This window comes from Blautia sp. MSK.18.38 (assembly GCF_024460535.1).
GTDB classification, from domain to species: Bacteria; Bacillota; Clostridia; order Lachnospirales; family Lachnospiraceae; genus Blautia_A; species Blautia_A fusiformis.
On sequence record NZ_JANFYP010000003.1, the window covers coordinates 61,758 to 81,687 of the forward strand.

The 19,930-nt window shown below is 46.6% G+C and carries 16 protein-coding genes, 1 tRNA gene and 1 other annotated feature; of the genes, 13 read left to right on the top strand and 4 right to left on the bottom strand.

Features of this window, described 5'->3' with window-relative positions; genetic code table 11:
* Positions 1–107 precede the first annotated feature (107 nt).
* Positions 108–1,484, bottom strand: a complete 1,377-nt coding sequence (locus tag NE638_RS02965) for an MATE family efflux transporter (protein ID WP_110103270.1) — start codon at positions 1,482–1,484, stop codon at positions 108–110.
* A 77-nt stretch (positions 1,485–1,561) separates the two neighbouring features.
* Positions 1,562–1,643 (bottom strand) — tRNA-Leu (locus NE638_RS02970).
* 221 nt (positions 1,644–1,864) lie between these two features.
* Here NE638_RS02970 and ftsH point away from each other — a divergent pair.
* A complete protein-coding gene (ftsH, locus tag NE638_RS02975; RefSeq protein WP_015525255.1) occupies positions 1,865–3,730 on the top strand; it encodes an ATP-dependent zinc metalloprotease FtsH in 1,866 nt (621 codons plus the stop codon).
* 278 nt (positions 3,731–4,008) lie between these two features.
* On the opposite strand, the gene NE638_RS02980 is transcribed toward ftsH, so the two are convergent.
* On the bottom strand, positions 4,009–4,878 hold the full coding sequence (locus NE638_RS02980) for a DegV family protein (RefSeq protein ID WP_044962134.1): 870 nt from the start codon (positions 4,876–4,878) through the stop codon (positions 4,009–4,011).
* A 194-nt stretch (positions 4,879–5,072) separates the two neighbouring features.
* Here NE638_RS02980 and NE638_RS02985 point away from each other — a divergent pair, with 194 nt between their 5' ends.
* From NE638_RS02985 to NE638_RS03030, 10 genes are all read left to right on the top strand, one after another.
* Positions 5,073–5,456 carry an anti-sigma factor family protein gene (locus NE638_RS02985; protein WP_021652535.1) on the top strand — a complete coding sequence of 128 codons (384 nt, stop codon included), beginning with the start codon at positions 5,073–5,075 and terminating at the stop codon, positions 5,454–5,456.
* A 2-nt stretch (positions 5,457–5,458) separates the two neighbouring features.
* On the top strand, positions 5,459–8,098 hold the full coding sequence (polA, locus tag NE638_RS02990; RefSeq protein WP_173745759.1) for a DNA polymerase I: 2,640 nt from the start codon (positions 5,459–5,461) through the stop codon (positions 8,096–8,098).
* A complete protein-coding gene (coaE, locus tag NE638_RS02995; RefSeq protein WP_173745760.1) occupies positions 8,099–8,698 on the top strand; it encodes a dephospho-CoA kinase in 600 nt (199 codons plus the stop codon). It begins immediately after the preceding gene.
* Positions 8,685–9,482, top strand: coding sequence for an MBL fold metallo-hydrolase (locus tag NE638_RS03000; protein WP_015525250.1), 798 nt, complete (start codon positions 8,685–8,687; stop codon positions 9,480–9,482). Before coaE ends, NE638_RS03000 begins: the two co-directional genes overlap by 14 nt.
* A gap of 13 nt (positions 9,483–9,495) precedes the next feature.
* Positions 9,496–9,768, top strand: a complete 273-nt coding sequence (locus tag NE638_RS03005; RefSeq protein WP_015525249.1) for an ACT domain-containing protein — start codon at positions 9,496–9,498, stop codon at positions 9,766–9,768.
* A gap of 70 nt (positions 9,769–9,838) precedes the next feature.
* On the top strand, positions 9,839–11,203 hold the full coding sequence (locus NE638_RS03010; protein ID WP_173745761.1) for a PFL family protein: 1,365 nt from the start codon (positions 9,839–9,841) through the stop codon (positions 11,201–11,203).
* A 58-nt stretch (positions 11,204–11,261) separates the two neighbouring features.
* Positions 11,262–11,512 (top strand) — a binding site (T-box leader).
* A 132-nt stretch (positions 11,513–11,644) separates the two neighbouring features.
* Positions 11,645–12,673, top strand: a complete 1,029-nt coding sequence (locus tag NE638_RS03015; protein WP_021652537.1) for an ABC transporter substrate-binding protein — start codon at positions 11,645–11,647, stop codon at positions 12,671–12,673.
* 72 nt (positions 12,674–12,745) lie between these two features.
* The gene (locus NE638_RS03020) at positions 12,746–13,657 is read left to right on the top strand and encodes an ABC transporter permease (RefSeq protein ID WP_021652538.1); all 912 of its coding nucleotides are present in this window, start codon (positions 12,746–12,748) and stop codon (positions 13,655–13,657) included.
* A 3-nt stretch (positions 13,658–13,660) separates the two neighbouring features.
* The gene (locus tag NE638_RS03025) at positions 13,661–14,449 is read left to right on the top strand and encodes an ABC transporter ATP-binding protein (RefSeq protein ID WP_021652539.1); all 789 of its coding nucleotides are present in this window, start codon (positions 13,661–13,663) and stop codon (positions 14,447–14,449) included.
* A gap of 218 nt (positions 14,450–14,667) precedes the next feature.
* A complete protein-coding gene (locus NE638_RS03030) occupies positions 14,668–15,828 on the top strand; it encodes a pyridoxal phosphate-dependent aminotransferase (RefSeq protein ID WP_173741174.1) in 1,161 nt (386 codons plus the stop codon).
* Between the two features lie 75 nt (positions 15,829–15,903).
* Here the strand turns inward: NE638_RS03030 and NE638_RS03035 are convergent, their stop codons facing one another.
* Positions 15,904–17,178, bottom strand: a complete 1,275-nt coding sequence (locus tag NE638_RS03035) for a tRNA(Met) cytidine acetate ligase (RefSeq protein ID WP_173745762.1) — start codon at positions 17,176–17,178, stop codon at positions 15,904–15,906.
* 399 nt (positions 17,179–17,577) lie between these two features.
* On the opposite strand from NE638_RS03035, the gene pta reads away from it, so the two are divergent.
* Together pta and NE638_RS03045 are read left to right on the top strand one after the other, a co-directional pair.
* Positions 17,578–18,585 carry a phosphate acetyltransferase gene (gene pta / locus NE638_RS03040; protein WP_015525244.1) on the top strand — a complete coding sequence of 336 codons (1,008 nt, stop codon included), beginning with the start codon at positions 17,578–17,580 and terminating at the stop codon, positions 18,583–18,585.
* Between the two features lie 27 nt (positions 18,586–18,612).
* Positions 18,613–19,803 (top strand): acetate/propionate family kinase, encoded by a 1,191-nt coding sequence (locus NE638_RS03045; RefSeq protein ID WP_021652542.1) that lies wholly within the window; start codon positions 18,613–18,615, stop codon positions 19,801–19,803.
* Positions 19,804–19,930: the final 127 nt, after the last annotated feature.

Here is a 19,930-nt window from a genome sequence, read left to right on the forward strand (position 1 = left end):
AAACAGCCTTCTGTGCATCTTGGTAATGATGCCGGAAGGCTGTTTTATGTTTAAGTGTCTGGTAGGTATAAGATCGCGAGCAGGGCGGAAGGTGGTCAAATGCAGGGTTACAGCTTCCGGCTGCCGGAGATTTCTGCCAGGGCTTTTCTAAACTCAAAGAAAAACAGGATGGCAGTAAATGTAACGGCCAGGATATCCGCAACCGGCTCGGCCATATAAACTGCATTTGTCCGGTCAGCACGGAAAATATTGGGCAGGATATAGATCAGCGGGATGACCAGAATAAATTTCCGGACAATAGCCACAATGATGGAATCTTTGGCTCTGCCAAGGGAGATAAAGGTCATCTGGCAGGCAATCTGGATACCAAAGATAAACACAACTGCCATATAGATCCGGAGCGCTGTTTTTGTGAAAGCAAGTAATGTACTGTCCGAAGTAAACATTCCGGCAAAGATCTGCGGGAAGATCATAATGATCAGCCACAGGATCACGGAATAAGAAACACTTGTTTTTATAAGAAGCTTAAATGTAGAACGTACACGTTTTTCGTTACGTGCACCATAGTTGTAGCTGATGATAGGCTGTGCACCCTGACCAAGTCCCTGAAGAGGAAGCATGGCAAACTGCATGACGCTGGTAAGGATGGTCATGGCTCCTACGGCAACATCCCCGCCGTATTTTAAGAGTGAGGAATTGTAGCAGACAGAGATAACGCTTTCACTGAGCTGCATGACAAAGAGAGAAGAGCCAAGAGCCATACAGGGCAGAATGATATCGGCTTTCAGTTTCATGGTGCTTTTCCGAAGCTTCAGGAAGGTCTTTTTTCCAAAGAGGAAGGAGAGGACCCAGATGCAGGAAAATGCTTGGGAGATCACCGTTGCCAGAGCAGCGCCCCGGACACCCATGTGGAATCCGAAAATAAAAACCGGATCCAGAATAATGTTGGAGATCGCACCGATCAATACGGAGAGCATTCCGGTTTTTGCGAATCCCTGGGCTGTGATGAAATTATTCATGCCAAGAGTCAGCTGTACAAAGATAGTTCCTACTGCATAGATATTCATGTAACCCACCGCATAGTCGATGGTGTTTGCACTGGCGCCGAATGCAAGGAGAAGGCTGCGGTTTCCGAGAAACAGGATAACAGTCAGGATCAGGGAGATGATGATCTGCATGGTGAAGCAGTTTCCGAGAGTCTGTTCGGCTTTCGACGTGTCATTTTTACCCATAAAGATGCTGGCTCTGGGAGCGCCTCCGTTTCCGACAAGAGCAGCGAAGGCAGATACGACCATAATAAGCGGCATACATACACCTACACCGGTAAGGGCAAGAGCACCCTCTCCGGGAATATGACCAATATAGATACGATCGACGATATTGTAGAGCATATTGATGAGCTGTGCGGCAACGGTAGGAAGTGCAAGCTGCAGAAGAAGCTTTCCGACAGACTCGGTTCCTAAAAAGCTTTTGTCTTTTTCCATTTTTTTATTCCTTTCGTGTTTTTTGATAGTATATAATAAAGACCTGACAGATTTCTCCGTCAGGTCTTTTATGCGAATGCCGCTGGCCGGACTCGAACCGGCACGGATCGCTCCGCTTGATTTTGAGTCAAGTGCGTCTGCCAATTCCGCCACAGCGGCATAACCATTTATTATAATAGCACAGTATCAGGTGGCTTGCAAGGATTTTTTCAGAATAAAGGTATTATTTGGAAATATTTTTAATTCTAAAAAGTTTATGAAATCGGATGAGGCATCCTTGAAATTGACTGAAAAAAGTGGTAGAGTGTACTACAAGGCTGTACCACTTGATATAGCACTGTGGATATAGCAATATACTATAAGATAACGGAGGAGACTGCATGAATCTGAATTCAAAAAAACCAGAGAAGCGGCCGCTGTATGTATATTACATTATTGCGGTCGTAATTATTGTTTTGCTGAATGTTTTTGCTCTTCCTGCTCTTTCTGAGAGAAGTGTAAAAGAGACCGATTACACCACCTTCCTGAAAGCTGTAGACAGAGGAAAAGTATATGAAGCAACTATTAATTCTGATTATATCTATTATACGATGAAGGTAGATGGAAATGATGTCTATTGTAAGACGGTATCTGTAGAGGATCAGGATCTTGTATCCCATCTTTACGATGCGGGCGTAAGTATAGAGGGTACTGCACCGCAGAGACAGTCCCTGCTTTTATCTCTGATCCTGGGATATGTACTCCCGATCGCAATCTTTATTCTCCTGGGACGCTGGCTCAGCAAGAAGATGATGAGTTCCATGGGAAACGGAGGACCGGGAGGAATGATGTCCTTTGGCAAAAGCAATGCCAAGGTTTATGTGAAATCCTCTACGGGAATCAAATTTTCAGATGTTGCCGGTGAGGATGAAGCCAAGGAGCTTTTGACGGAAATTGTAGATTTCCTTCATAATCCGGAGAAATACAGAGAGATCGGTGCCTCCATGCCGAAGGGTGCCCTTCTTGTAGGCCCTCCCGGAACCGGTAAAACTCTTCTTGCCAAGGCAGTTGCCGGTGAGGCGGAGGTTCCGTTTTTCTCAATTTCCGGTTCGGAATTTGTGGAGATGTTTGTGGGTATGGGTGCTGCCAAGGTCCGTGATCTTTTTAAACAGGCCAATGAGAAGGCACCATGTATCGTATTTATTGATGAGATCGATACGATCGGTAAGAAACGTGACGGCTCCGGAATGGGCGGCGGAAACGATGAGCGTGAGCAGACACTGAACCAGCTTTTGACAGAGATGGACGGTTTTGACGGTTCCAAGGGTGTTGTGATCCTGGCAGCTACCAACCGACCGGATTCCCTTGACCCTGCACTTCTTCGTCCGGGACGTTTTGACAGAAGGATCCCGGTTGAGCTTCCGGATCTTCAGGGGCGTGAGGAAATCCTGAAGGTTCATGCCAAGAAGATCAAAATTGCGGATACAGTCCGGTTTGATGAAATTGCCAAGGCGGCAGTCGGTGCCTCCGGTGCGGAGCTTGCCAATATTGTCAACGAGGCAGCTCTCCGTGCAGTCCGCGACGGACGGAAATTTGCCACACAGGCGGATTTTGAAGAAAGCATCGAAGTTGTTATTGCCGGATATCAGAAAAAGAACCGTGTACTTTCCAATAAGGAAAAGCTGATCGTTTCCTATCATGAGGTTGGTCATGCACTGGTTGCTGCCAAGCAGACAGATTCTGCACCGGTCCATAAGATCACGATCATTCCACGTACCTCCGGTGCACTGGGATATACCATGCAGGTAGATGAGCAGGAACATTTCCTGATGACTAAGGAAGAACTGGAGAATAAGATCGCTACATTTACAGGCGGCCGTGCAGCGGAAGAGCTGATCTTCCATTCCATTACTACCGGTGCCTCCAATGATATTGAGCAGGCGACCAAGATTGCCAGAGCGATGATCAGCAGGTATGGTATGAGTGATGATTTTGACATGGTTGCCATGGAAAATGTAAGCAATCAGTATCTTGGCGGAGATGCAAGTCTAACCTGTTCCTTTGAGACGCAGACGCTTTTGGACAAGAAGGTTGTGGAGCTTGTAAGACGGGAGCATGAAAAGGCTACGAAGATCCTGACAGATAATATCGGAAAGCTCCATGAGATTGCCAAGTATCTGTATGAGCATGAGACGATCACCGGTGAGGAGTTTATGAAGATCTTGAATGAAGCGCCGGTGGAGATTGAGAATACACAGGAAAATTAAATATGTTGGCGGGAGGGACGCCGAAGGGAATACTTCTGTATGGTCTTCGGCTTCCGTTGGGCGTTAGTTCTAAGACCCTGAAAATCTGCTAAAACCATTAAAAAAAGTTCGGAACTCGCGGCTTGTTGCCGCTCAGACAGCCGAACTTTTTTTAATAACGCAGATTTAACGCAGATTTTTAGAACCTAAGGACTAGCAGCCCTCATCCAGAGACAGAGCCATACAGAAGTATTCCCTCCGGCTGTGCTCTGGCCATGTGGATTGCTTCTGACTAGTCTTTACCATATTTCCGGGTGTACCTTGGAACAGGTGAGTGCCAGACTTCCGGGGCCGATGTGGCAGGAAACGCTCAGGGAGAGAGGGAAGATGTTGACTTCACCGATATTCGGAAAGGTGGTGAGGACTTCTTTTCGGAATTCTTCGGCTGCTTCCAGGTTGTGGGAGTGGATGACATCCAGGTTGATCTTTTCTCCAAAGCGGTCTGCAATGTCATCTTTGATGGCTTTAGTCATAGTGCTTTTTGCCTGGGTCATGGTGCGGGCCTTGGAGAAGGCGTCCAGCTTTTCGCCCTGGATCTGCAGAACCGGTTTCAGACGGAGCATGGTTCCGAGGGCTGCAGCTGCAGGAGTGATGCGGCCGCCCTGTTTCAGGTACTTCAGAGTAGCTACAGTGATATAGATGCTGGAGTCGAAGCGGGTTTTTTCCAGCCAGGTTCCGATCTCATCGGCAGAGAGACCGTTTTTAGCCTGCTGGATAGCCTCGATGGCAGAGTAACGTAAGGTCCCGGAGATCCTCTGGTTGTTTACGACACGTACACGGCCATCATAGTCTTCTGCAAGCATGCGGGCAGTCTGCATGGAGCTGGAGAGACCGCTGGACATGGGGATATGTACGATCTCGTCGTAGTCTTTGAGCAGCTTGTCCCAGAGGGTAGTGACGGATTCCGGTGTAGGCTGGGATGTGGAAACTCTGCAGCCTGGATTTTGTTCAAGATGCTGAAAGAACTCTGATTGGTTCATGTCAATGTCTTCCAGATATTCCTTATCATCTATAAAAAACGGCATTGGAAGCATGTAGATGCCAAGGTCTTTTACCTGAGTGGGAGACATGCCGCAGTTACTGTCTGTAACGATTGCTATAGATTTCATAATGGTGATCCTCCTTGCCTGGATTTTCATATTTGGTCAGTTTTTCTGTTTTCTGACCGGGACATCTCAAGTATACCACAGGAAACCGCCCTTGTCATTCAACGTTTAATTCGCTATAATGATATAACATTCTGGGAAATATTTCCCCAGTCTGGGGCAAATTGTGAAGCGGGATCTCAGAAGAGGCTTATCATATGGGAGAATCCGCTGCTTTGAAAGAGAGGAAAAATATGAACTGTCGTATTGCAGAGGGAATGGTTAATAAATATATCGATCATACGTTGCCGTTGAATGATCTGGAGGATTTTCTGGAGCATATTGAGAAGTGTTCCTCCTGCTACGATGAGCTTGCCACATATTTCATTGTACATAAGGCCATGCAGCAGCTGGATGAGAAACAGGAAGATACTGTTCTGGATTTTAAGGAGCTTCTGGAAGAGGATATCCGAAAATCCAGAAGGTATATCCGAAAAAAGAAATTTCACAGAGCGATCGCTGCAGTGGCAGTCTGCGTTCTGATCGCGGCACTGGTGGTCTTTCTTGTTTTTGTGATCCTGGAACTGAAGGAGGGAATTTGATTTTGAGTGAAAAAATATTACTGATCGATGGTCACAGCATCCTGAACCGTGCGTTTTATGGTCTGCCGGATCTTACCAATGCAGAAGGACGTCATACAGGAGCGGTATATGGATTTCTGAACATTATGTTCAGGATCATGGAGGAAGAGAAGCCGGAGTATCTTACCGTTGCATTTGATCTGAGTGCACCTACGTTCCGGCATAAGAGATATGAAGCCTATAAAGGCACCCGAAAACCCATGCCGGAGGAGCTTCGGGAACAGGTTCCGCTGATCAAGGAGATGCTTTCTGCCATGGGAATCAACATCATGTCCCTGGAAGGCTATGAAGCAGATGATCTTCTTGGTACGGTCGCCAGAAGAAGTGAAGCAAAGGGGATGGATGTTACCATTCTTTCCGGAGACCGTGATCTTCTTCAGCTTGCCACAGATAAGGTGCTGATCCGGCTTCCGAAGACTGTCCGGGGAAAGACAACCATTGAAAACTACCATACAGCGGAAGTTCTTGAGAAATATCAGGTAACGCCGCCGCAGATCATAGAACTGAAAGCGCTGATGGGCGACAGCTCCGATAATATTCCGGGAATCCCGGGCGTTGGAGAGAAAACCGCGACCAAGATGGTCGTGCAGTTCGGTTCCATTGAGAATGCTCATGAGCATCTGGAAGAGGTAAAGCCTAATAAGGCGAAAGAATCTCTTCGTGAGCATTATGATCTGGCACAGCTTTCCAAAGAGCTTGCAACCATCAACACAGATAGTCCGCTGGAATTTTCCTACGAAAAAGCGAAAGTGGAAAATCCCTATACTCCGGAGGCATATGAATTGTGTAAACGCCTGGAATTTAAGAACATGCTGAACCGTTTTGATCCGGCTACGATAGCAGATTCCTCCATGGAACTGGAATTTTTTACCTGTAATGATCTTTCCGGTGTGGAGGCACTGTTTGAAAAAGCAGCGCAGAAAGATCAGGTGGGTATTTCTGTTCTTGCAGATCCGGATCAGGTGTATACCGTGGGACTGGTCCTGGATGAAAAAGAAATCTATCAGATTCCGGTAGGAGGACTTCTCACAGGGGATTACCTTTGCGGAAAACTGAAAACTCTGGCGGACAGTACGGTGCTCTGTGCTATGGATATTAAATCAGTTCTCAAACATGTTTCCCTTGATGATCCGAAGAAGGTTTTTGATGCGGGGGTTGCTGCATATCTTCTGAACCCGCTGAAATCTTCCTATTCCCATGATGACATCGCCAGAGAATATCTGGATAGTATGATGCTCCCCTCAAAGGAAGACCTTCTTGGAAAGACTTCTCTGAAAAAGGCCTGGGAAGAGGAACAGGAATGCCTTGGAAATTATGCCTGCTATCAGGCGTTTGTGCCCTGCATGGCCCGAAAGGTTCTTCTTGAAAAACTGGATGAAACAGGCATGCGTAAGGTTTATGATGAGATCGAGCTTCCTCTTGTCTTTACCCTGGATTCCATGGAAAAATGGGGGATTTCCGTTAAGGGTGAAGAGCTTAAGAGCTATGGTGAAAAACTTAAAGTCCGTATCCAGGAGCTGGAAAAAACCATCTGGCAGGAAGCAGGGGAGGAGTTTAATATCAATTCCCCGAAACAGCTGGGTGTGATCCTTTTTGAAAAGCTGGGACTTCCAGGTGGAAAGAAGACCAAGACCGGCTATTCCACAGCGGCGGATATCCTGGATAAGCTGGCGCCGGATCATGCCATCGTAAAAGATATCCTGGAGTACCGCCAGCTGACCAAGCTGAAATCCACTTATGCAGATGGTCTCGGAAATGTGATCGGAGAAGATGGAAGGATCCACTCTACTTTTAATCAGACGATCACAGCAACCGGTCGTATCAGCAGCACAGATCCGAATCTTCAGAACATACCGGTCCGCATGGAGCTGGGAAGGCTGATCCGTAAGGTTTTTGTGCCGGAAGAGGGATTTGTATTTCTGGATGCTGATTATTCCCAGATCGAGCTTCGTGTGCTGGCACATATGTCCGGTGATGAAAAACTGATCCAGGCTTATCGTGAGGCGGAGGATATCCACCGGCTCACCGCATCCCAGGTGTTTCATGTGCCGCTGGATGAAGTGACATCTCTTCAGCGAAGAAATGCCAAGGCGGTAAATTTTGGAATCGTTTATGGGATCAGTTCCTTTGGACTGAGCCAGGATCTGAGTATTACCAGAAAAGAGGCATCTGCCTATATTGAGAAATATTTCGAGACCTATCCGAAGATCAAGGGCTTTCTGGACGGTCTGGTAAAGGATGGCAAGGAACACGGTTATGTGACAACTATGTTCGGCAGACGAAGGCCCGTGCCGGAGCTGAGATCCAGTAATTTCATGCAGCGCTCCTTCGGAGAACGTGTAGCCATGAACTCTCCGATCCAGGGTACTGCAGCAGATATCATCAAAATAGCCATGAACCATGTTTATGAACGAATGAAAAAAGAGGGACTGCGTTCAAGACTGGTGCTGCAGGTTCACGATGAGCTTCTGATCGAGACAAAGAAAGAAGAGATCGAGGAAGTTTCCCGTATTCTGGAAGAAGAGATGAAGGGAGCTGCAGACCTTGCAGTGGAACTTGACGTAGATATGCACCAGGGTGATAGCTGGTATGAGGCGAAATAAATGAGAGTGATCGGAGTAACCGGCGGAGTAGGGGCCGGAAAAAGTACAGTACTTGGAATCATGGAAGAAGATTTCCAGGCATATGTGATCCAGGCAGACCAGCTTGGTCACATTCTGATGGAACCGGGGGAAGAATGTTACGATGCGGTGATCGCATTGTTTGGAAAAGAAATCATAAAAAAAGATAAAACTATTGACCGGAGACGGATTTCTGATGTAGTATTCACAGATAAGGATATGCTTTTGAAATTAAACGGGATCATCCATCCGGCTGTAAAGCAGAGAATCCTAGATCTTCTTGGAGAACAGAAGGAAGCCGGAAGAGAGATCTGTGTTGTGGAAGCTGCTCTTTTTCTGGAAGAGAATTATCAGGAATTCTGTGATGAAGTCTGGTATGTGTATACAGAGGAGGAAATCCGGATCCGTCGTCTGATGGAAAGCCGTGGCTATTCCAGAGAGAAATCTCTTGGCATTATCCGAAACCAGGTATCTGACCAGGTTTTCAGAGAACATACGGATTATGTGATCGAGAATAATGGAGATCTGAAGGGTACCCGGAGACAGATCAGAGAAGGGATAGAGAGAAATGAGACTTTGTAGTATTGCCAGCGGAAGCAGCGGCAACTGTATTTATGTGGGATCTGAGGAGGCACATGTTCTGGTAGATGTGGGAATCAGCGGGAAGAGTATCGAAAAAGGCCTGAATTCCCTGGATCTTACCGGAAAAGATGTGGACGGTATCCTGATCACACATGAACATTCCGACCATATCAAGGGACTGGGAGTGATCTCCAGAAAATACGGAATTCCCATCTATACCACAGGTGGAACAGCAGATGCCATGCTTCGTATGAAATCCCTTGGAAAAATGCCGGAGGGACTGATCCACGAGATCCGGGAGGATGAGCCTTTTGGGATCAAGGACCTGACGGTAAATCCTTTTACCATTCCCCATGATGCTGCACAGCCGGTGGGTTACCGCCTGGAATGCGGAGAGCATTCTGTGGGCATTGCCACAGACCTTGGAAAATATAATGATTACATTGTAAAAAATCTGGAGAATCTGGATGCGGTGCTTTTGGAAGCAAATCATGACATCCGCATGCTTCAGGTTGGAAAATACCCTTATTATCTCAAACAGAGGATTCTGGGAGACCGTGGGCATCTCTCCAATGAGAATGCAGGACGTCTGCTCTGTCGGATCCTCCATGATAATTTGAAGGCGGTTTTTCTTGGCCATTTAAGCAGAGAAAACAACTATGAAGAACTTGCCTACGAGACTGTGTGCTCGGAGGTGACACTTGGTGACAACCCGTACCGTTCCAGGGATTTTAAGATCCAGGTAGCGAAGAGGGATCACATATCAGAAATAATCACAGTGTAGAAAGGAAAAAACGATGAAGAAGACAATTATCACAGTAGTAGGAAATGACACAGTAGGAATTATTGCAAAGGTTTGTACATATCTTGCAGAGAATCAGGTTAATATTCTGGATATTTCTCAGACCATCGTTCAGGGTTACTTCAACATGATGATGATCGCAGACACAGCAAAATGTGAAAAGGATGGCGGTGAACTTGCAAAAGAGCTTGAAAATCTGGGCAAGGAGATCGGTGTTGTGATCCACTGCCAGCATGAAGATATTTTTAACATGATGCATCGAGTATGATCAAGCAGCGAGTGCGGATTGTCAATGAATATGATATCTACTTTACATCAATCATCAGGGAGAAAATAAAATGATCAATATTTTTGAGGTAAACGAGACAAATAAAATGATCGAGCAGGAGAATCTGGATGTGCGTACCATCACCATGGGGATCAGCCTTCTGGACTGTATCGATCCTGACCTGGATGCACTGAATCAGAAAATATACGAAAAGATCACCACAAAGGCCAGAAATCTGGTAGCTACCGGTGATGAGATCGCAACCGAGTACGGTATCCCGGTTGTAAATAAACGAATTTCCGTAACACCCATTGCTCTGGTTGGCGGGGCTGCATGTAAGAAACCGGAGGATTTTGTGACCATCGCAAGAACGCTGGATAAATGTGCCAAGGAAGTTGGCGTTAACTTTATCGGCGGATATTCTGCACTGGTAAGCAAAGGAATGACTCCGGCAGAGGAGCTTCTTATCCGCTCCATTCCTCAGGCAATGGCAGAAACAGAGCGCGTCTGCAGTTCTGTAAACGTTGGTTCCACCAAGACCGGTATCAACATGGATGCCGTAAAGCTGATGGGCGAGATCATCCTCGCAACAGCAGAGGCTACTAAGGACCAGGATTCTCTTGGATGTGCCAAGCTGGTAGTATTCTGTAACGCACCGGATGATAACCCGTTTATGGCAGGCGCGTTCCACGGTGTCACAGAGGCGGACTACATCATCAACGTAGGTGTCAGTGGCCCTGGCGTTGTAAAGAAAGCTCTGGAGCAGGTTCGTGGCGAGGACTTCGGAACTCTCTGCGAGATGATCAAACGTACCGCATTCAAAGTTACACGAGTTGGACAGCTGGTTGCACGTGAGGCATCCAAGCGTCTTGACGTGCCGTTTGGTATTGTGGATCTTTCTCTTGCACCGACACCGGCTATCGGTGATTCCGTAGCTGAGATCCTGGAAGAGATCGGCCTTGAGAGAGCCGGTGCACCTGGAACAACTGCAGCGCTTGCACTTCTCAACGACCAGGTGAAGAAAGGCGGCGTTATGGCAGCAGCTGCTGTGGGCGGATTAAGTGGTGCCTTTATTCCTGTCAGCGAGGATCAGGGAATGATCGATGCGGTAAACGAGGGAGCTCTTACTCTGGAGAAGCTGGAAGCCATGACCTGTGTATGCTCTGTTGGTCTGGACATGATCGCAGTTCCGGGAGATACCAGGGCGACTACACTGGCAGGTATCATTGCAGATGAGTCTGCTATCGGCATGGTAAATCAGAAGACAACTGCAGTACGTCTCATCCCGGTTATCGGTAAGGGTGTGGGCGAAACGGTTGAGTTCGGAGGTCTTCTTGGCTATGCTCCGATCATGCCTGTAAATTCCTTCTCCTGTGATGCATTTGTACAGAGAGGTGGAAGGATCCCGGCACCGATCCACAGCTTTAAGAATTAATTTTATTTTTGGACTTGACAGACTCACGTTGATGTGCTAAAGTAAACACAACTTAAAAAACAAACCAGTGAGAAAGAGAAGTAAACATTTCAGGAAGCTTCACAGAGAGCGGTGATGGTGGAAATCCGCAGGGGACCAGATGTTGAATGGACTTTCGAGGGCGGCCCGAACTATTTATCTGTACAGTAGGCGCCGACGGGAACCGAACCCGTTACCAATGAGGAGTGTATGTTAGTACACCGGAAAGTGGACGATTCGTCAATTTGAGTGGTACCGCGATAATAAAGAACTTTTATTACCGTCTCAAGCATGATATAAGCTTGGGACGGTTTTTGTGTTACAGGAAAAGCGATTCTGTCGCATGAAAGTTGTTCCGGAAAAGCAGACCGCAAGGTGTACAAAAGGTAATCATAAGCGGAAATAAGAAGGGAGAACAAAACCATGAAAAAAAGAATGTTAGTGATCGCAGCAGCAGTAGCAGCAACAACTATGATGATGACAAGCCCGGTTATGGCGGAAGATTTTAAAGTGGGCATCTGCAATTATGTAGATGATGCTTCCCTGAACCAGATCGTAGACAACATCCAGTCCCGTCTGGAGGAGCTTGGCAAAGAAAAGGGTGTCACATTTGATGTGTCTTATGATAACTGTAATGCAGATGCCAGTGTTATGGAACAGATTATTTCAGATTTTCAGGCGGATAAGGTTGACCTGATGGTTGGTGTGGCTACACCAGTAGCAATGCGTATGCAGTCCGCTACAGAGGGAAGCGATACACCGGTTGTTTTCTCCGCAGTATCTGATCCGGTTGGCTCCGGTCTTGTAGATTCTCTGGATGCTCCTGGTGCAAATATCACAGGAACCAGCGATTACCTGGATACTTCTTCTATCATGAAGCTGATTCAGGCACAGAATCCGGATGTAAAGAAGATCGGTCTTCTCTATGATGTCGGACAGGATTCCTCCACAACAGCGATCCAGGAAGCAAAAGATTATCTGGATAAAGAGGGAATCGAATATGTAGAGCGTACCGGAACCACTACCGATGAAGTCCAGCTCGCAGCAGATGCACTGATCGCTGACGGTGTGGATGCCGTATTTACACCTACGGACAACACCATCATGACAGCAGAACTTTCTATTTATGAAAAATTCATCGACGCAGGAATCCCGCACTACACAGGTGCCGACTCCTTTGCATTAAATGGTGCCTTTGTAGGATATGGGGTTGATTATGCAAATCTGGGACAGAAAACAGCCGATATGATCGCTGACATCCTGATAGATAATGCGGATCCGTCTAAGACAGCTGTTGAAACCTTTGACAATGGTACTGCAACAGTTAATACAGAAACCTGCAAGGCACTTGGACTTGATTTCGATACCGTAAAGAAGGCATTTGAGCCTCTCTGCACACAGGTAAATGAGATCACAACTGCAGAAAGCTTTGATGAAGTAGAATCAAAATAAATTAACCGCTCACTTTTGTGAGCAGTTATGAAATAAATCCAATTGGAGGAAATCACTGTGACGATTGCAACTATGCTCTCCCTCGGGGAGACTGCCCTGAAGCTTGGACTGATCTGTTCTCTGACAGTTCTTGCTTTGTTCCTTAGTTATTCCATGCTGAATGTCTGCGACCTTTCTACAGATGGCTGCTTTACCTTCGGGGCCGCTGTAGGAGCCGTAGTTGCTGTAAGCGGACATCCGTTTCTGTCCATTGCGGCAGCCATGGCAGCAGGTGTTACATCAGGATTTGTAACGGCTATCCTGCAGACGAAGCTGGGAGTAGACAGCCTGCTTGCAGGTATTATTGTAAATACTGCGTTATATTCCGTAAATATCGCGGTCATGGGAGGGTCATCCCTGATCAATATGAATCGGACGACCACAGTATTTACCATGATGAAGGATGCGCTTGCAGGTACACTGTTAAAAGGCAGGGAAGATATCCTCATTGCAGCCATCGCAGTGATCCTCGTGATCGTATTTCTGGTATTCTTTCTGAAAACAAGACTTGGTCTTGCGATCCGGGCAACCGGAAATAATTCTGATATGGTAAAATCTTCCTCCATCAATCCGGTCTTTACAACGGTCATCGGCCTTTGCGTGGCAAATGCATTTACCGCACTTTCCGGATGTCTTCTGTCTCAGTCACAGAAATCCGTAGATATCAACATCGGTCAGGGTATGGTCACCATCGCACTGGCATCCTTGCTGATCGGAGGTACCCTTCTCGGACATGGAGGAATTTTTGTGAGAGCGGTGGGAATGGTGCTTGGTTCCTTTATCTTCCGCCTTGTGTATACCATCGCACTTCGGTTCAATATGCCGGCATTTATGCTGAAGCTGGTATCCTCTGTGATCGTTGTTCTTGCAATTTCCGGTCCGTATCTTAAGAAACAGTGGCCGCAGATCCGAAGAAGAATGACTCATACAAAAGGGGGAAGATGATCTATGTTAAAAATCAGCCATATTTCAAAAACATTTAATCCGGGAACCGTAAACGAAAAAAAGGCGATCACAGATCTTTCCCTGGAACTGAAAAAAGGCGACTTTGCTACGATCATCGGTTCCAATGGTGCAGGAAAATCAACACTTTTTAATGCGATCTGCGGTGATTTTCTTACAGATGCCGGTTTGATCGAGCTGGATGGCAGGGATATCACATTTATGCCGCAGCATGCACGCGCAAAAGAGATCGGACGTCTTTATCAGGATCCGATGCGTGGTACTGCACCGGGAATGACGATCGAAGAGAATCTTGCACTTGCAGCCGGCAAGGGTGGGTGGCTTTCCCGCACGACCCGGCAGGAAAAAGAGCGTTTTCGTGAGGAATTAAAGAAGCTGGACATTGGGCTGGAAGAGCGGATGAGCCATCCGGTAGGTCTTCTTTCCGGTGGACAGAGACAGGCGCTGACGCTTTTGATGGCAACCATGAATCCGCCGAAATTACTTCTTCTGGACGAGCATACTGCAGCCCTTGATCCGGGAACTGCTGAGAAAGTCCTTAATCTCACTAGACGGATCGTGGAAGAAAATCAGCTGACCTGTCTGATGATCACACACAATATGCAGTCAGCAATTGATCTTGGTAACCGTATCCTGATGATGGACTCCGGCAATATCGTGCTGGATATCGGAGGGGAAGAGAAGAAGGATATGACCGTGGATGGCCTTCTTGAGAAATTTAAAACGGGAGTGGGCAAGGCTTTGGATAATGACCGTATTCTTTTGTCTGAATAAACGGAATAAATAATGAAGAACCGTTACCGATCATGTGTAAAGTGGAAAATGAATAGCTGCTTTACACAGGTGATGGTTCTTTTTTTATGAAAATTCTTGAGTATGTCACGTTACCGTGATAAAATAAATGAAATCACTTTGTGATTTCATTTATGAGCAAGTAGCGAAGCGGATTGCGAATATCCGTTTGATTTTATTATGGAAGAGGGACGAATGATATGCAGTTTTCAAAAAGACTGGACCGATTTGGAGATGAAATTTTTGCTGCTCTGAACAACCGGCGTATGGAGCTGGAAGCACAGGGCATGAAGATCTATAACATGAGTGTGGGAACTCCGGATTTCAAGACTCCGGAATATATCAAGAAAGCTGTAGCGGAAGCAGCTATGGATGACAACAACTGGAAATACAGTCTCCGTGATCTGCCGGAGCTTCTGGATGCAGTCTGTATTTATTATAAGAAACGTTTTGATGTGGAACTGACACCGGACATGGTAATGACTGTTTATGGAAGCCAGGAAGGAATGGGGCATCTTGGCATGGCGCTTTGTGATGAGGGAGATACAGTACTTCTTCCGGATCCGTGCTATCCTGTATTTGCAGCAGGAAGTCTGATGGCAGGAGCAGTTCCTTACTATTATCCGCTGGTTGCAGAACATGATTTTCTTCCCTATGTAAAGGGAATTCCGGAAGAAATAGCGAATAAGGCTAAATATATGGTAGTATCCCTGCCGTCCAACCCGGTAGGAAGCATTGCCACTCCGGGACTTTACGAAGAAATCGTGGAATTTGCGAAAAAATATGATATTCTGATCATTCATGATAATGCGTACAGCGATATTATTTTTGACGGGGCATTTGGAGGAAGTTTTTTGGCCACTCCGGGAGCGAAAGATATTGGAGTGGAATTTTTCAGTCTTTCTAAATCCTTCAATGTTACAGGCGCAAGACTTAGCTTTCTGGTGGGCCGGCCGGATGTGATCGCAGCACTCCGCAAATTGAGAAGCCAGATCGACTTTGGTATGTTCCTGCCGTTTCAGAAAGCAGCTATTGCAGCACTTCAGGGACCGCTGGACAGCGTAAAAGAACAGTGTCAGAAGTACCAGGAGAGAAGAGATGCTCTCTGCCAGGGACTTCGTGATATCGGATGGGAACTTCCAAATGGAAAAGGCACCATGTTTGTCTGGGCGAAGATCCCGGGTGGCCGCACCGACAGCATGGCATTCTGTATGGAACTGATGGAAAAGGCCGGCGTCATCGTGACTCCGGGAGCAAGCTTTGGTCCCCACGGAGAGGGCTACGTACGTTTCGCCCTGGTACTTCCGCCGGAGAAGATCCGGGAAGCAGTGGAAGCGATCCGAAAAAGCGGATTAAACTGAATAACTGAAAGTTGTTCAAAATCCGATCTCAAGCCATGAAAAGATTACTTATCAGCGTTCAAGCCGCTGTGGATCTTAAATGATCCGCAGCGGCTTTTTCATCTCGTGGATGAAAGGCTGACCTGTTTTGTGGCAGAGAAGCATTTCGTAAAGATTGGAAGCCGCACAGGTTTCATTAAAAAGTCGAAGCGCAGTTTCATCGAGGATCGCAGATGCATCGGCGGCTTTGGTGATTAGCGGGATTGAGGAGTTTTTCTTGATCTGGCTGAGAAGCGGAGCGCTGTTTTTTTGAAAGCCAAGTACCCGGGCATAGGGAATGTGTCCGGGTGCTTTTGTTTTTTGGTCAAGAAAGATCCGGACAAGGCTGCGGCAGATAGCAGAACGGGTAATATCCCGTGTTTTCAAAAGATCCGCAAACTGGGAAAAACCTTCATATTGATTTCGGGATTTCAGGATACGCCGGATCAGTGCATCCGAAAGCTCCGGATACATTTTTAAAGTTTCTTCGGATTCCTGAAGCAGTTTGTAATGCAGAGGAAGATCCAGTGCTGAGTCAGAAATCCATGCTCCTTTTTTGAGAGAATCCAGGAATCCGGGAAGGGAAGCAGAAGGGATCAACCGGGAAAGATCAGCAGACTGCACAATTCCTTCGGATTTTTTCATAAGGCTCCGGATGCCGGAAGCAGAGGGAAATTCTTCGTCGGAAAGAAGAGAAAAATCCGTATCATGATAACCACTTCCCTTTCTTAAAAGTGCATGAGGAAGGATACGGCTGTTAAGACGGAGAAGCGCTTTGCAGTATTCGATTCCCAGGATGTTATTGGGAGAAGAAAGAATGAGTTCAATATGTTCTGATGAAACGCCGAATGTGTTATGCACGGAAGTGGCTTTTTCTCGCATGTAACGGATCAAAGCACTGCTTCTTGCAGCAGGAAAACTCATTCCGGTACGAAGATTCTGCTGAAGGAGTTTGCGGTATTCAAACGGTTCCTTTACAAGAATCTGTGCAATATTCATAAGAGTCTCTGTATCTCCGCATTCACTTCCGAAACATAGCTCATCTACAACACCAAGCCCGTCAAGAAGGCTTACGCCACCTGCGGCAAATCCTTCCGCACTGGCCGTTGCTGTCTGTACCGGCATTTCCAGGATCAGATCGGCGCCTCCGAGAAGAGCCATCTCAGCCCGGAGATGTTTTTCCATAAGGGCAGGAGCCCCTCTTTGAACAAAATCCCCGCTCATGGCGATCACAATATAATCAGCACCAAGGATCTCCCGGGCATAGCGGATCTGGTATTCGTGACCTTTGTGAAATGGGTTATATTCTGCAATGATTCCAACAACTTTCATATAAAAAAGTACCTGCCATTTCTGAAAATTATAATGGTGCTATTTTAACATAAGCAATGTAAAAAGTTAAGCGGCATTCGAAATCTGTTTTGCTGCCATAAACCCGAATGCTGCTGTCCGCTCTGGGCCCGGCAACACCCTTTGGGAGATACAGAAATCACGCAAATTTATGATCATGCGCCGAAATCCTCGGGCCATCTGTGATCTTTATCCACAAAAAACACATCGCAGAACATTGTCGGTAAACAGTAACAATTGCACTTCAAAAAATACGCAGTATAGCCATTTTCTGACAATGAAACGCTTGAAAAGAAAAGGGTAAGGGGGTATAATAAACATAGTGTAGTGCCCGAACAGACACTAGCGTTTTTGTTACATCAAGAAAGGAGCCATTTAATCATGGGATTTGTTGAACTGCTTAAAAAAAGAGCAAAAGAAAGCGTAAAAACAATTGTACTGCCAGAGACAGAGGATATGAGAACTCTTGAGGCAACTGACAAGATTCTGAAAGAGGGAGTTGCAAAGATCATCCTCATCGGTAATGAGGAAGAGATCAACAAGAAAGCTGCAGAGGGCGGCTTTGATATTTCCGGTGCACAGATCGTAGATCCGGAGAAATCTGACAGAACTCAGGCATATATTGATAAATTTGTAGAGCTGAGAGCAAAGAAGGGAATGACACCTGAGAAAGCGAAAGAGATCCTTCATACTCAGTACCCATACTATGGCGTAATGATGGTTAAGATGGGGGATGCAGACGGTATGGTATCCGGTGCATGCCATTCTACAGCAGATACACTTCGTCCATGCCTTCAGATCCTGAAGACAAAACCGGGAACCAAGCTTGTATCCGCATTCTTCCTGATCGTTGTTCCGGATTGCGAGTATGGTGCAAACGGTGCATTCGTATTTGCTGATTCCGGCCTGAACCAGAACCCGACTCCGGATGAGCTTTCTGCGATCGCAGCATCTTCTGCTGAGTCCTTTAAGCTTCTTGTTCAGGAGGAGCCGATCGTAGCTATGCTTTCCCACTCCACTAAGGGAAGTGCAAAGCATCCTGACGTAGATAAAGTCGTAGAGGCTACAAGAATTGCCAAAGAGGAGCATCCGGAGCTTAAACTTGACGGAGAGTTCCAGCTTGATGCAGCTATCGTTCCAAGCGTAGGCGCATCCAAAGCACCGGGAAGCGAAGTAGCAGGTAAAGCTAATGTACTGGTATTCCCTGACCTTGATGCAGGTAACATCGGATACAAGCTTGCTCAGCGTCTTGGTAAAGCAGAAGCATACGGACCTGTTACACAGGGTATCGCAAAACCTGTAAACGACCTGTCTCGCGGATGCTCTGCAGATGATATCGTAGGTGTTGTAGCAATCACAGCAGTACAGTGCCAGGCAGAGGATAAATAATTATTAAAAGATCAGGAGAGTTAAATCATGAACGTATTAGTTATCAACTGTGGAAGTTCTTCATTAAAATATCAGTTAATCGATTCTGAGACAGAGAATGTACTTGCAAAGGGTCTCTGCGAGAGAATCGGTATTGACGGAAGACTGGTATATCAGAAAGCCGGATGTGACAAAGAGATCACAGAGGCAGCTATGCCAACACATAAAGAAGCAATCCAGATGGTACTGGATGCTCTTACAAACGATAAAACAGGTGCAATCGGAAGCCTTAAAGAGGTTAATGCGATTGGACATCGTGTCGTACACGGAGGCGAGAAATTTGCTTCTTCTGCAGTGATCACAGACGAGATGATCAAAGCAGTAGAAGAGTGCAATGACCTTGCACCGCTTCACAACCCGGCTAACCTCATTGGTATCCGTGTATGTGCAGAGCTTATGCCAGGCGTACCACAGGTAGGCGTATTTGATACCGCTTTCCATCAGACAATGCCTGCTAAAGCATATCTCTATGGACTTCCGCTTGACTTCTACAAGAAATATAAAGTAAGAAGATATGGTTTCCACGGAACATCCCACAGCTTCGTATCCAAGAGAGCTGTTGATTTCCTTGGCCTTGACAAAGACAACTCCAAAGTTATCGTCTGCCACCTTGGAAACGGATCTTCCATCAGCGCAGTTGTAAATGGCAAATGTGTAGATACAACAATGGGTCTTACACCACTTGAAGGTGTTGTTATGGGAACTCGTTCCGGTAACATCGATCCGGCTATCATGGAGTTCATTGCTAAGAAAGAGAACCTGGACATTGAGGGCGTTATGAATGTACTCAACAAGAAATCTGGTCTTCTCGGACTTTCCGGCGGACTTTCCAGCGACTTCCGTGACCTCAACGAGGCAGCTGAAGGCGGAAACGAGGATGCAGCTAATGCCATCGACGTTCTCTGCTATAGCATCGCTAAATTCGTAGGCGGATATGTTGCAGCAATGAATGGTGTTGACGCGATCGTCTTCACAGCAGGTATCGGTGAGAATGCGATCCCGGTACGTGAGAAGGTTGTCAGCTATCTCGGATACCTTGGCGTAACACTTGACAAAGATGCTAACGGACATCGTGGCGAGGAAATCGTGATCTCCACACCGGACTCCAAGGTTAAGGTTGCAGTTATCCCGACAAACGAGGAGCTTGCAATCTGCCGTGAGACTGTAGCACTGGTATAATCAGCTGTTTCAGTACCGGTACAGAACCGTTCGGGCATGATCGGTAATCAGGCAGAATTATATATTACTGTGGATCAGCAGTATACATTCGGGGGGCGGACAATTAAAGGTCCACCCCCGTAATTTA